The following is a 14066-nucleotide window of genomic DNA, read 5'->3' as shown; positions in this document are numbered from 1 at the left end:
GCCTCTTCGCAGCACAAGGCTGCGCCTACAGGGACCGGGTGCGCTTGTAGGCGCAGCCTTGTGCTGCGAAGAGGCCGGTACAAGCAGAAGATCAGAGCTTGATCAACACCGACTTCAGCTCGGTGTAGTGCTCGATGGCCGCAGCACCCATCTCACGACCCACGCCAGACAGCTTGTAGCCACCAAACGGCAGCGCCGGGTCCAGCGCGCTGTGGCAGTTGACCCACACTGACCCCGACTTGATACGCGGGATCATGCGGTGCACAGCAGCCAGGTCGTTGGACCAGATGCTCGCACCCAGGCCGTAGGGGTTGTCGTTGGCCATGCCGATCACTTGGTCGATATCGTCGAATGGCATCGCTACCAGCACAGGCCCGAAGATTTCTTCCTGCACCAGGCGGTGGCGCTGGTCGACATCGACGATCACTGTTGGTTTGACGAAGTAGCCCGGCCCAAAGCCTTCGCCGCCACAGGCAATGGTCGCACCCAGCTCGCGACCAAGTTCGATATAGCCAGTGACGCGGTCCTGCTGCTTGGCCGAAATCAACGGCCCCATCTGCACGGCCGGGTCCAGCCCGTTGCCCAGCTTCATGCCGTTGGCGATGCCGGCGATGTCGGCCACCACGTTGTCAAAGTGCTTGCGGTGCACGTACAGCCGCGAACCCGCGCAGCACACCTGGCCCTGGTTGAAGAAGATCGCCGTGGCAGCGCCGGCAGCGGCTTCCTGCAGGTTGGCGTCCGGCATCACGATGGTCGGCGACTTGCCGCCCAGCTCCAGGGTGACGCGGGTCATGTTGTCCATGGCCGCCTTGCCGATCAGCTTGCCGACCTCGGTAGAGCCGGTGAAGGTCAGCTTGTCTACGCCGGGATGGCGGCTGAGGGCTGCGCCGGCATTCAGGCCGGTGCCGGTGACCACGTTGAATACGCCTGCCGGGTAGCCGGCTTCGTCTACCAGTTCCGCCAGCTTCAGCACACTCAGTGGGGTTTCGTCTGCGGGCTTTAGCACGAGGGTACAGCCGGTGGCCAGGGCCGGACCAAGCTTCCAGCAGGCCAGCAGCAGCGGGAAGTTCCAGGCGACGATGGCACCGACCACGCCGACCGCCTCACGGCGCACGAAGCCGTGGAACTGGTCGTTAGGCATCAGCGGCATGGAGGCTTCGACGGTGCTACCCTCGATCTTGGTAGCCCAGCCGGCCATGTAGCGCAGAAAGTCGATGGCCAGTTGCACGTCCATCACCTGCGCTACCGCGGCGCTCTTGCCGTTGTTCAGGCATTCCAGTTCGGCCAGCTGGCGAGCGTCGCGCTCCATCAGGTCGGCCAGGCGCCACAGCAGGTTCTGACGCTCGCGTGGGCGCAGGCGGCTCCACGGCGAATCGTCGAAGGCCAAGCGTGCCGCGCGCACGGCGCGGTCGACATCCTCGGCGTCGGCGGCGGGCACTTCACCCAGCACTTCGCCGGTGGCCGGGTTGCGGAACGACAGGGTGCGACCGCTGGCGGCATCCTGCCAGTCGGCGCCGATGCGCATCTTCAGTTTGCGTTCGAGAAAGGCGCGGGTGGCGGGCAGGATGGGCAGTTCACAAAGCATGGGGCTGTGCCTCTTGTCATTGGGTGTGAAGGGCACTGGCGCAATGGGCGTGCCAAGGTGGGCAGATGCCAGCAAGGCATTGAGTTGACTGGGTTTTGCCGTGATGCAAGGCTCGGATTGCAGGCGTGCGCTGTTGCACATTGAGACGGTGTGAGACCGTGGTGAAACAGTGGTTTCAAGGGCCAATCGCCGGCAAGCCAGCGCCTGCAGGTACAGCGCAGGTCTTCAAGGCAATGGTTAACCTGTGGGAGCGGGCATGCCCGCGAAGGCCTGCATGGCAGGCCCCTGTCTCAGGATGAAACACCCTGTCGCGAAATGGCACGCTGCAATTGGCCATCCTTGCTGCTGGCCAACCCCAGCAAACTGCCTAAGGGGTTGAAAGGCCACGCGTTTACTGCAACTGGCACAGTTCCTGTATCACCTCTGTCACATGCACACCTGCTGTACCAAAGCGTGCGAAAAACGATAAGAACAACAACCGTGGAGGTCTGACCTTGAAGACGACTCGACTCCGGCGGCATGCGGGCAAACTGGCGCTGGTCGCCGCCGCGCTGCTGAGCACCCAGGCCATGGCGGCCGAGCAGGGCCCGAGCCTGTTGCAGAACAAGTGCATGGGGTGCCATATCCCCGAAGGCAACGATACCTACAGCCGCATCAGCCACCAGCGTAAAACGCCAGAAGGCTGGCTGATGAGTATCGCCCGCATGCAGGTGATGCACGGCCTGCAGATCAGCGACGACGACCGTCGCACGCTGGTCAAGTACCTGGCCGACAAGCAGGGCCTGGCGCCCAGCGAAACCGATGGCGTGCGCTACGCCATGGAGCGCCGGCTGAACACGGTCGAGCATTTCGACACCCAGCTCAGCGAAACCTGTGGCCGTTGCCACTCTGGGGCTCGCGTCGCCTTGCAGCGCCGCCCGGCCAAGGAGTGGGAGCACCTGGTCAACTTCCACCTTGGCCAGTGGCCGTCCCTCGAATACCAGGCCCAGGCGCGGGACCGCGACTGGCTGCCGATTGCCTTGCAACAGGTGGTGCCGGAACTTGCCAAGCGCTACCCGCTGGACAACCCGGCCTGGGCTGAATGGCAGCAGGCAAAACCGAAGGCCGACGTGCTGCCGGGGAAGTGGGCGTTCAGCGGCCATATGCTGGCCAAGGGCGATGTGCGCGGTGTGATGAGCGTTTCGGCCGGGGGGGGCGACACCTTCAAGGTCGAGGTCAAAGGCGCCTATGCCGACGGTACACCTTTTAACGGTAGCGGCTCGGCGATCCTGTACAACGGCTATGAATGGCGCGGCAACGTCAAGGTTGGCGACACCCACCTGCGCCAGGTATTCGCGGCGCTGGATGGCGAAATGAAAGGCCGCATGTTCGAGGCCGAACACGACGAGCGTGGCCTGGACTTCACGGCTGCCAAGGAAGGCAAGACGCGGCTGCTGGCGGTGCAACCGGCCTTCATCAAGGCGGGTGGCGAAAGCGAGATCACCCTGGTGGGCAGCGGCCTGGAGGGCAAGCCTGACCTGGGTGCCGGGGTGGAAGTGACCGAAGTACTGGAGCAGACCCCGACCCTGGTACGGGTCAAGGCCCGCGCTGCAGCCGGCGCCAAGCCTGGCCAGCGCGAGGTTGCGGTGGGGGCGCTCAAGGGCGTGAGCCTGGCGGTGTACGACAAGGTCGAGGAAGTGAAAGTCGTGCCGGCGTTCTCCATTGCCCGCATCGGTGAAAACGGCGCTTCGGTGCCCAAGGTGCAGGGCCGCTTCGAGGCCGAAGCCTGGGGCAAGGACGCCAGTGGCCAGCCGTTGCGCATCGGCTATCTGCCGGCCACCTGGAAGGTCGAGCCATTCAATGAACGTGCGGTCGAGGACGAAGACGTCAAGTTCGCCGGGCAGATGCAGGCCGATGGCGTGTTCGTGCCAGGCGGCGCCGGCCCTAACCCAGAACGCAAGATGATGACCAACAACGCGGGCAACCTGAAGGTCATCGCCACGCTGGCCGACGGTGGCCAGACGGGCGAAGGGCACATGATCGTCACCGTTCAGCGCTGGAACAACCCACCGCTGCCGTAACGGCAGGGTGCAACGGTTTTCCAACGGATCGATTACCGGGAGGTCGCCATGGGCGCACTACTGAACCTGGTCGAACGCAACCTGCATGAAGTGCAGGTAGATGCCGACCGCATGCTGTTCCACATCCCCAGCAGTTCGCTGTTCACCGCCGACGCGGTGACCGGGGGCATCATCGACACCTTGCGCCAGCAAGGCTGTTCGGCCGAGGAGCTGATGCAGCGCCTGGGCCAGCAGTTTGCCGGCAACGATATCCAGGACACCCTGCGCGAGCTGATCGCCCTGGAGCTGGTCAGCGACGGCTCGCCGCTGACCGCGGAAATCGGCGTCAAGCGGGTCGAGCGCACCGCGCTGAATACCGTGGTGCTCAACGTCAACACTGGCTGCAACCTCAGCTGCACTTATTGCTACAAGGAAGACCTGGACAAGCCATCTGCCGGCAAGAAGATGAGCACCGCCACCGCCGAAGCTTCGGTGGAAATGCTGCTCAAGGAATCGCCTGACGAGGAGCGCTACAGCGTGGTGTTCTTCGGTGGCGAGCCCTTGTCCAACCGGCCACTGATCGAACACATGGTGGGCTACTGCGAGCGGCGTTTCGCCGAGGCGGGCAAGCAGGTGGAATTCATCATGACCACCAATGCCACGTTGCTGACCGAAGAGATCGTCGATTGGCTCAATGCCCATCGGTTCGGCCTGTCGATCAGCATCGACGGCCCCAAGACCGTGCACGACCGCAACCGCATCACGGTGGGCGGGCAGGGCACCTATGACGTCGTGCGGCGCAAGGCCGACATGCTGCTGTCGCGTTACAACAGTCGGCCGGTGGGGGCACGGGTGACCTTGACCCGCGGCATCACCGATATCGAGACGATCTGGAACCATCTGTTCAACGAAATGGGCTTTGCCGAAGTCGGCTTTGCCCCGGTCACTTCCGGCGACATGGCGGACTTCAACCTCACCGGCGAAGAACTGGTTGAGGTCTTCGCCAACATGAAGGCGCTGGGGCGCCGCTACCTGGACGCCGCGCTGGAACACCGCAATATCGGTTTTTCCAACCTGCACCAGCTGATCACCGACATCCACGAGGGCCACAAGAAGGCCCTGCCATGCGGTGCCGGACTGAAAATGCTGGCAGTGGACCATGAAGGCGAGCTGAACCTGTGCCACCGCTTCACCGGTTCCAGCCTGCCGACCTTCGGCAACGTGCACCAGGGCGTCAAGCAAGTGGAGCTGAACGACTTCCTGTCGCAGCGTCTGGACCGCAACAACACCGGCTGCGAAAGCTGCCGCATTCGCAACCTGTGCTCCGGCGGCTGCTACCACGAAAGCTACGCCCGCTACGGCGACCCGCAGCACCCGACTTACCACTACTGCGAACTGATGCGCGACTGGGTCGACTTCGGCATCGAAGTCTACAGCCGCATCATGGCCGCCAACCCGGCCTTCATCGACCGCTACATCACCCCGCGGAAGGCGCACTGACATGAAGCACTTGAAGCCCCTGAACAACAAGGCGCGCATCCTTGAACAGGCCGCTGCCGAAGACCGCATCGAAGAAGTCATGGCCATGAGTGCGGTGGCCGGCTGCACGGCCACCACCGACCCGGGTTGGGAAGTGGATGCCTTTGGTGGCGTGAGCTCGCTGTGCCAGCCGATGGAGGCCGACCTGTATGGTTGCTCCGACCCTTGCTGGTGGCCGGCCCAGGTGCCGGACATGATGAGCACCTACCAGGACTGGAACGCCCAGGCGACCAACTCGGCGGAAGACTGGCGCAACCTCGGCACTGTGTTCCCGAAAGACAAGTGACCGGCCCAACAAGAATGACAAGGGGAAACCGCATGAAAGCTGGACGCTGCGCGCAACTCGCGCTCACCCTCGCCGCCACGGCCTGCGCCGGGCTGGCTCAGGCTGACGACACCGGGCCTGCGCTGAAGGCTGGCCACGAATACATGATCGTGACCAACTACCCGAACAACCTGCATGTGGTCGATGTGGCCAGTGACACGGTGTACAAAAGCTGCCAGATGCCCGACAAGTTCGGCCCTGGCACCGCGATGATGGCGCCGGACAACCGAACCGCCTACGTGCTCAACAACCATTACGGCGACATCTACGGCATCGACCTGGACACCTGCAAGAATACCTTCCGGGCCAACCTGTCCAGCGTGGCGGGAGAAGTGGGCCGGTCGATGTACTCGTTTGCCATCAGCCCCGATGGCAAGGAGGTGTACGCCACGGTCAACCCGACCCAGATGCTGAATGACCACTACGTGGTCAAGCCGCCGCGGCTGGAGGTGTTCAGCACCACTGATGGGCTGCAGGCCAAGCCGGTGCGCACCTTCCCGATGCCGCGCCAGGTGTACCTGATGCGTGCCGCCGATGATGGCAGCCTGTTTGTCGCAGGGCCGGACATCTACAAGATGGATGTGAAAACCGGCAAGTACACGGTGGCCTTGCCGCTGCGCAACTGGAACCGCAAAGGCTACAGCGCCCCGGACGTGCTGTACTTCTGGCCGCACCAGAGCCCGCGTCACGAGTTCACCATGCTGTACACCATTGCCAGGTTCAAGGACGACAAACAGGACCCGGCCACGGCCGAGCCGCTGTATGGCTACCTGAGTGTCGACCTGAAGACCGGCAAGAGCCACACCCAGGAATTTGCCGACCTGACCGAGCTGTACTTCACCGGCCTGCGTTCGCCCAAGGACCCGAACCAGATCTACGGCGTGCTCAACCGCCTGGCCAAGTACGACATCAAGCAGCGCAAGCTGATCAAGGCGGCTAACCTTGAGCACACTTACTACTGCGTCACCTTCGACAAGAAGGGCGACAAGCTGTACCTGGGCGGCACCTTCAATGACCTGGCGGTGTTCAACCCGGATACGCTGGAAAAGGTGAAGAACATCAAATTGCCGGGTGGCGACATGTCCACCACTACGCCACAGGTGTTCATCCGCTAGAGCCAGGGTGGATTTACTGGCCGCTTCGCAGCACAAGGCTGCTCCTACAGGAGATCGCGTACCCTTGTAGGAGCAGCCTTGTGCTGCGAAGAGGCCGGCCCAGCCCCCACAATAACAACAAGAGAGTGCCCATGCCCCAGCCAAGCTACTCCCAGGGCAATCCAGACAAAGCCCTGCTTACCCAATGCATTGGCGATGCCTTCGACGCCACCGTCGCCCGCTTTCCCGACCGCGAGGCGCTGGTGGTGCGCCACCAGGCCCTGCGCTACACCTGGCAGCAACTGGCCGAGGCCGTCGACCAGCACGCCCGCGCGCTGATGGCACTGGGCGTGCAACCCGGTGACCGGCTGGGTATCTGGGCACCCAACTGCGCCGAGTGGTGCATCACCCAGTTCGCCAGCGCCAAGGTCGGCGCGATCCTGGTCAACATCAACCCGGCCTATCGCTCCAGCGAACTGGACTACGCCCTCGGCCAGGCCGGCTGCCGCTGGGTGATCTGTGCCGACGCGTTCAAGACTTCCGATTACCATGCGATGCTGCAGGGCCTGGTCCCTGGCCTGGCCAGCAGCCAACCGGGCGCGCTGACCTGCGAGCGCTTCCCCGAGTTGCGCGGCGTGGTCAGCCTGGCTGCCTCGCCACCACCGGGCTTTCTGGCTTGGCACGCCTTGCAGGCGCGTGCCGAGTCCGTCAGCTGCCAGGCCTTGGTCGAACGCCAGGCGCAGCTGCGTTGCGACGATCCGATCAATATCCAGTACACCTCGGGCACAACCGGTTTTCCCAAGGGCGCCACGCTTAGCCACAGCAATATCCTCAACAACGGCTACATGGTTGGTGAAAGCCTGGGCCTGACCGAGCACGACAGGCTGGTGGTGCCGGTGCCGCTGTATCACTGTTTCGGCATGGTCATGGCCAACCTTGGCTGCATGACCCACGGCAGCACCCTGATCTACCCCAGCGATGCCTTCGACCCGCTGGCCACGCTGCGTGCGGTGGCCGAGGAAAAGGCTACCGCGTTGTATGGCGTGCCGACCATGTTCATTGCCGAGCTGGACCACCCGCAACGCAGGGAGTTCGACCTGTCGAGCCTGCGCACCGGGATCATGGCCGGCGCCACCTGCCCGATCGAGGTGATGCGCCGGGTGATCGGCGAAATGCACATGGCCGAGGTGCAGATTGCTTATGGCATGACCGAGACCAGCCCGGTGTCGCTGCAGACCGGGCCCGACGATGACCTGGAACGCCGGGTGACCAGTGTCGGCCGTACGCAGCCACGGCTGGAGAACAAAGTGCTGGACGCCGACGGCAATACCGTACCGCGTGGGGAGATAGGCGAACTGTGCACCCGCGGCTACAGCGTAATGCTTGGCTACTGGAACAACCCCAAGGCCACGGCCGAGAGCATCGATGAAGACGGCTGGATGCACACCGGCGACCTGGCGGTAATGGATGAACAGGGCTATGTGCGTATCGTGGGGCGCAGCAAGGACATGATCATTCGCGGCGGTGAGAACATCTACCCGCGCGAGCTGGAGGAGTTCTTCTTCACCCACCCGGCGGTGGCGGATGTGCAAGTGATTGGCGTGCCGTGCAGCAAGTACGGCGAAGAGATCGTGGCCTGGGTGCGCCTGCACCCGGGGCATACCGCCAGTGAAGACGCGCTGCGTGAGTGGGCGAGGGCGCGGATTGCGCACTTCAAGGTGCCTCGGTACTTCCGCTTTGTCGACGAGTTCCCGATGACGGTGACCGGCAAGGTGCAGAAGTTCAGGATGCGCGAGATCAGTGTCGAGGAGTTGTCCTCCCGATAACCATCACCCCTCAGCTACGCGGACCTTTGTAGGAGCGGCCTTGTGCCGCGAAAGGGCCGCACAGCGGCCCCGGCAATTTTTGCATCACAGCTGAAAACCTGGGGCCGCTTCGCAGCCCTTTCGCGACACAAGGCCGCTCAATGACCGCGCCATGTGCTTAGCCTTGCAATAGTTCCGGGCTGTTGAAGTTGCTCAACCGGCGATCATCATCGGCACACTCCAACCCCTGCACCGCCTCGCGCAGCAAGGCCTTCTGCAAACTCCGCTCTCCCGTCGCCCAGGCCTGCTCCAGCATTGGCAGTATTCGCCGTGGCAGCACGCTGAACATCGGCTGCCAATACCCGCCCTGGCGCACCATTGCCGCACTGTCACTGGCCACCGCCAGCCTTAGCAGGTCCTCGATCAGTTCGCGGTCAACCCGCGGTGCATCGCAGGCCAGCAGCACCACCCACTCATGCCGAGCCACCTTGAGCCCGGCAATCACCCCTGCCAGCGGCCCAGGGAAGTCGGCTTCTGCATCGCCCACCAACTGGTCTGCATATGCCCGGTAAGCTGGCTGGTTGCGGTTACAGGAAATTACCAGGTCGTCGCTCAGCGGCCGCACCACACGATGAACGTGCGCAATCAGTGGTTCGCCTTGCCAGTAGACCAGGCCCTTGTCACGCCCGCCCATGCGCTGTCCGCGGCCGCCGGCGAGGATCAGGGCTGAACTGGGGGGCAAGGCGTTGGTCATGATTTCAACTCTAGGCAATGGGAGAAAGTAACCCTCCCACGGCCTGCAACAGTTGTCCAGAACGCCTTCGCCCGGGTTGAACCGACCTGACATTTTTGCCAGTTGTGCCGATCACGATCTCGTCCTTCAATAAGGCTGCAAGCCTGGTATCGCGATGGTGCCGAGAATTTTAATGAGGAGAGACACTTGAACAAATCGCAACTGGTAGCAGACGTGGCGCAACGCGCCGACTTGAACAAGGCAACCGCACAAAAAGTGGTTGACGCGTTTATCGATGCAGTCAAGGTATCACTCAGTGAGGGCAATGAGGTGGCCCTGGTGGGCTTTGGGACCTTTAAAACCGAGCAAACAAAAGCGCGAGCCGGGCGTAATCCGCAAACTGGCAAGCCGATGCAGATTGCTGCAGCGACCAAGGCCAAGTTCGTCCCCGGCAAAAGCTTGAAGGATACCGTCAATTTCAGCGAGTAACCCGATCAGAAGGCCAAGCCGCGCAAGTGAGGGAAAGGGGGCGGGGCCCCCTTGCTCATGGCATTCAATGCCCGCTGGGCAGAGTCTCGCTAGCGGGTTCGGCTGTGCCCCTGCCCGCAAGGCGCATCACCACCACGAAGAACACCGGCACGAACACCACCGCCAACGTGGCGCTCAGCATGCCGCCAATCACCCCGGTACCAATGGCTTGCTGGCTGGCCGAACTGGCGCCGCTGGCGATGGCGAGGGGTACCACGCCGAGGATGAACGCCAGCGAGGTCATCACGATCGGCCGCAGGCGCAGGCGGGCGGCCTGCACGGCGGCGTCTGCGGCGTCCATGCCCTGGTCGACCAGGTGCTTGGCGAACTCGATGATCAAGATGGCGTTCTTTGCCGACAGGCCGATCAGGGTAATCAGGCCAACCTTGAAGAACACGTCGTTGGGCATGCCGCGCAGGGTCACGGCCAGCACTGCACCGAGCATGCCGAGCGGTACCACCAGTAGCACGGCAGTCGGGATCGACCAGCTTTCGTACAGCGCTGCCAGGCACAGGAACACGATCAGTAACGACAATGCCATCAGCATCGGTGCCTGGCTGCCGGACAAGCGCTCTTGCAGCGACAGGCCGGTCCACTCCAGGCCGGCGCCGGGCGGCAGCTGAGCCACCAGGCGTTCGATTTCGGCCATGGCTTCGCCCGAACTGTGGCCGGCTGCCGGCTCACCGGAGATCGACACCGCCGGGTAGCCGTTGTAACGGGTCAACTGCACCGGGCCGCTGACCCACCTGGCCTGCACGAATGCGCCCAGTGGCACCATCTTGCCGCTGTTGTTGCGCACGTGGATTTTCAGCAAATCTTCGACCTGGCTGCGCTGGTCGCCCTCGGCCTGCACCACCACCCGCTGCATGCGGCCTTGGTTGGGGAAGTCGTTGACGTAGCTGGAGCCCACCGCCACGTCCAGCACCGAGCCGATATCGGCAAACGACACCCCCAGGGCATTGGCCTGGCGGCGGTCGATTTCCAGCTGCACTTGCGGGCTTTCGGCCAGCGACGCTTCGCGCACGTTGGTCAGTACCTTGCTGTTGCCCGCATTGGCCAGCAGCGTGTCGCGGGCAGCCATCAGCGCAGCGTGGCCCATACCGCCACGGTCCTGCAGGCGGAACTCGAAGCCGGTCGACTCGCCCAGGCCGTCGATAGGCGGCGGCAGGACCGAAAACGCCACGGCGTCCTTGAGCTGGGAGAAGGCCGCGCTGGCACGGTCGGCAATCGACTGGGCGCTGTCGTCGGCACCGCGCTCGGACCAGTCTTTGAGGGTTGTGAAGGTCAGTGCCGCGTTTTGCCCGCTACCGGAGAAGCTGAAGCCGAGGATCACGGTGGTGTTGCCTACGCCGGGTTCTTCGGCGTTGTGTGCCTCGATTTGCGCAGCCACCTGTTCAGTGCGCATGCGGCTGGCCCCTGGTGGCAGCTGGATGTCGGTGATGGTGTAGCCCTGGTCTTCGGTGGGCAAGAACGCCGTGGGCAACTGGCTGAAGCCATAGCCCAGCACCGCCAGTAGTACCGCGTACAGCAGCAGGTAGCGGCCGCTGCGCTTGAGCGCCTGTACCACCCAGCGCTGATAGCCGTTGCTCAGGTTTTCAAAACGGCGGTTGAACCAGCCGAAGAAGCCCTTGCGTTCATGGTGCTCACCCTTGGCCACCGGTTTAAGCAGCGTGGCGCACAACGCCGGGGTGAGGCTGAGGGCCAGGAATGCCGAGAACAGGATCGACACCGCCATCGACAGCGAGAACTGCTGGTAGATCACCCCCACCGAGCCTTGCATGAAGGCCATTGGCAGGAACACCGCCACCAGCACCAGGGTGATGCCGACGATCGCTCCGCTGATCTGGCCCATGGCCTTGCGGGTGGCTTCTTTGGGCGGCAGGCCTTCCTCGGCCATGATGCGCTCGACGTTTTCCACCACCACGATGGCATCGTCGACCAGAATGCCGATGGCCAGCACCATGCCGAACAGGGTCAGCACGTTGACCGAGAAGCCCATGGCCAGCATGACCGCGAAGGTGCCCATCAGCGCCACCGGCACCACCAGGGTGGGGATCAGGGTGTAGCGCAGGTTCTGCAGGAACAGGAACATCACCGCGAACACCAGCAACATGGCTTCGAACAGGGTGGTAATGACCTGCTCGATCGACACCTTGACGAACGGCGAGGTGTCATAAGGGATGTCGTACTTGACGCCTTCCGGGAAGTAACGCGCCAGGTCCTGCATTTTCGCCCGCACCAGGGTGGCGGTTTCCATGGCGTTGGCACCCGGCGAGAGCTGCACGCTGAACGCAGTGGCCGGCTTGCCGTTCAGCCGTGTGCCGTACTGGTATTCCTGAGCGCCGATCTCGACCCGGGCGACATCACCGACGGTGACCGTGGAGCCATCCAGGTTGGCGCGCAGGACAATGGCGGCAAATTCTTCGGGGGTGCTCAGCTGGCCCTTGACCACCACGTTGGCGGTAATTTCCTGGGTGTCGCGGCTGGGCAGGTCGCCGATACTGCCAGGCGCCACCTGGGCGTTCTGCGCCGCGATGGCCTCGGCCACGTCGTTGGGCGTGAGGTTGAAGCCGATCAGCTTGCCGGGGTCGATCCAGATGCGCATGGCGCGCTCCGAGCCGTACAGCTGGGCTTTGCCCACGCCCTTGAGGCGGCGGATTTCGTCCATCACGTTGCGCGCCAGAATATCCGACAGTGCGGTCTCGTCGAGCTTGCCGTCTTCGGAGGTGAGGGTGCCCAGCAGCAGGAAACCGGTGGACACTTTCTCCACCTGCAGGCCCTGTTGGGTGACCGGCCGCGGCAGGCGCGACTCGACCACCTTCAGGCGGTTCTGCACGTCGACCTGGGCCAGGTCCGGGTGGGTACCCGGGGCGAAGGTGGCGGTGATGGTGGCGCTGCCCAGGCTGCTTTGCGATTCGAAGTACAGCAGGTTGTCGGCGCCGTTGAGTTCCTGCTCGATCAGGCTCACCACGCTTTCGTCCATGGTCGCCGCAGAAGCGCCCGGGTACACGGCGTAGATTTCCACCTGCGGCGGCGCCACGTTGGGGTACTGGGCCACGGGCAGCTGCGGAATGGCCAGCGCCCCGGCCAGCAGAATGAACAGCGCGACCACCCAGGCGAATACCGGGCGGTCGATGAAGAATTGCGGCATGAATCAGGCCCTCACTGGCCGGTATGCTGAGCGATGGGTGCTACGCCGGGGGGTGTTTCAACCTGCACGTGGTCACCGGCCTTGACATGCTGCAGGCCCTCGACCACCACCCGCTCGCCAGCGGCCAGGCCCTCGCTGACAATCCAGCGGTCGCCTTGGGCGCTGCCGAGCACTACCTGGCGGTCGCTGACCCGGGCCTGCTGGTCGACCACCAGCACTTTGGGGACACCGGCGCTGTCGCGCAGGATGGCGCGCTGCGGTACGCTCAGGCCCTTGGGTTGCACCGCCTGTTCCAGGCGCACGCGCACGTAGCTGCCGGGCAGCAGGTCGAGGTCCGGGTTGGGGAACTCGCTGCGCAGGGTAATCTGGTTGGTCGTGGGATCGACGCTGATGTCGGAGAACAGCAGCTTGCCTGGCAGCGGATAGGCGCTGCCGTCGTCCTGGATCAGCGTGGCGCGGGCCTGGCCGTCGCCCACCTGCTGCAATTCGCCTGCGCGCAAGGCGCGGCGCAGGGCATTGAGCTCGCGGGTAGACTGGGTGACGTCGGCATGGATCGGGTCCAACTGCTGGATGGTCGCCAGCGGGGTGGTCTCGTTCTGGCCGACCAGTGCGCCTTCAGTGACCTGGGCACGGCCGATGCGGCCAGAAATGGGCGCTGTCACGGTGGCGTAGCCAAGGTTCAGGCGGGCACGCTCCAGGGCCGCCTTGGCGGCGGCCACTTCGGCGTCGGCTTGCAGGAAGCTGGCCTGGGAGTTGTCGTATTCCTGGCGGCTGACGGCCTTGTCGTCGACCAGCTCGCGGTAGCGCTGCTCCTGCAGACGTGCCTGGTACAGGGTGGCCTTGGCCTTGGCCAGGGTGGCGCGGGCGCTGTCATGGTCGGCCTTGAACGGCGCCGGGTCGATCAGGAACAGTACATCGCCCTGCTTGACGTCACTGCCTTCACGATACACCCGCTTGAGTACCACACCCGCGACACGCGCGCGCACTTCGGCGGTGCGCGGCGCCAGGATGCGGCCGCTGAGTTCGCTGCTGATGGCCAGTGGCTGCAGTTGCAGGGTTTCTACCCGCACTTGCGGGGTGGGGGCTTGCTCGTCTTGCTCGGCGCTGTCGCCACAGCCGGCCAGGGACAGGCCCAGAAACGCCATGAGCGCCACAGGGCGCAGGCGTGGGGGGAGGGTAGTAGGCATACGGATCTTCCGATGATGACCGGGGCAATGGTACGGCAGGTGTAGCCCGTGCGGCTGTTAATACCTGTAGGGCGAGTGTG

The 14066-nt window shown here is 63.9% G+C and carries 10 protein-coding genes; 6 read left to right on the top strand and 4 right to left on the bottom strand.

From position 1 onward, the window contains the following. Positions 1 to 91 precede the first annotated feature (91 nt). Positions 92 to 1585 (bottom strand): aldehyde dehydrogenase family protein, encoded by a 1494-nt coding sequence (locus tag ACK1VC_RS05430; protein ID WP_191086646.1) that lies wholly within the window; start codon positions 1583 to 1585, stop codon positions 92 to 94. 494 nt (positions 1586 to 2079) lie between these two features. Between ACK1VC_RS05430 and peaA the strand changes: the two genes are divergently transcribed. From peaA to ACK1VC_RS05405, 5 genes are all read left to right on the top strand, one after another. Beyond that, positions 2080 to 3645, top strand: coding sequence for a quinohemoprotein amine dehydrogenase subunit alpha (peaA, locus tag ACK1VC_RS05425; RefSeq protein WP_191086645.1), 1566 nt, complete (start codon positions 2080 to 2082; stop codon positions 3643 to 3645). A gap of 48 nt (positions 3646 to 3693) precedes the next feature. After that, positions 3694 to 5124 carry a quinohemoprotein amine dehydrogenase maturation protein gene (gene peaB, locus ACK1VC_RS05420; protein WP_191086644.1) on the top strand — a complete coding sequence of 477 codons (1431 nt, stop codon included), beginning with the start codon at positions 3694 to 3696 and terminating at the stop codon, positions 5122 to 5124. 1 nt (position 5125) lies between these two features. After that, positions 5126 to 5449 carry a quinohemoprotein amine dehydrogenase subunit gamma gene (qhpC, locus tag ACK1VC_RS05415; protein ID WP_016487327.1) on the top strand — a complete coding sequence of 108 codons (324 nt, stop codon included), beginning with the start codon at positions 5126 to 5128 and terminating at the stop codon, positions 5447 to 5449. A 32-nt stretch (positions 5450 to 5481) separates the two neighbouring features. Further along, a complete protein-coding gene (gene peaD / locus ACK1VC_RS05410; RefSeq protein WP_102688807.1) occupies positions 5482 to 6603 on the top strand; it encodes a quinohemoprotein amine dehydrogenase subunit beta in 1122 nt (373 codons plus the stop codon). A 131-nt stretch (positions 6604 to 6734) separates the two neighbouring features. Next, positions 6735 to 8408, top strand: a complete 1674-nt coding sequence (locus ACK1VC_RS05405) for a fatty acid CoA ligase family protein (RefSeq protein WP_191086643.1) — start codon at positions 6735 to 6737, stop codon at positions 8406 to 8408. A gap of 157 nt (positions 8409 to 8565) precedes the next feature. On the opposite strand, the gene mobA is transcribed toward ACK1VC_RS05405, so the two are convergent. Continuing rightward, positions 8566 to 9141 (bottom strand): molybdenum cofactor guanylyltransferase MobA, encoded by a 576-nt coding sequence (gene mobA, locus ACK1VC_RS05400; protein WP_191086642.1) that lies wholly within the window; start codon positions 9139 to 9141, stop codon positions 8566 to 8568. 186 nt (positions 9142 to 9327) lie between these two features. Here mobA and ACK1VC_RS05395 point away from each other — a divergent pair, with 186 nt between their 5' ends. Beyond that, complete coding sequence (locus ACK1VC_RS05395) at positions 9328 to 9609, top strand: HU family DNA-binding protein (RefSeq protein ID WP_060517921.1); 282 nt, start codon at positions 9328 to 9330, stop codon at positions 9607 to 9609. 64 nt (positions 9610 to 9673) lie between these two features. Here the strand turns inward: ACK1VC_RS05395 and ACK1VC_RS05390 are convergent, their stop codons facing one another. Both ACK1VC_RS05390 and ACK1VC_RS05385 read right to left on the bottom strand, forming a co-directional pair. Further along, entirely contained in the window at positions 9674 to 12799 is a 3126-nt protein-coding gene (locus tag ACK1VC_RS05390; protein WP_191086641.1) for an efflux RND transporter permease subunit, read from the bottom strand. Between the two features lie 11 nt (positions 12800 to 12810). After that, positions 12811 to 13986: an efflux RND transporter periplasmic adaptor subunit gene (locus tag ACK1VC_RS05385; protein ID WP_191086640.1), complete on the bottom strand. Its 1176-nt coding sequence runs from the start codon at positions 13984 to 13986 to the stop codon at positions 12811 to 12813. Between the last annotated feature and the right edge of the window lie 80 nt (positions 13987 to 14066).

The sequence above is a fragment of the Pseudomonas sp. XP2 genome, assembly GCF_053557975.1.
Note: the sequence above shows the minus strand (reverse complement) of the source record. Positions and strands in the feature narration are given on the sequence as shown.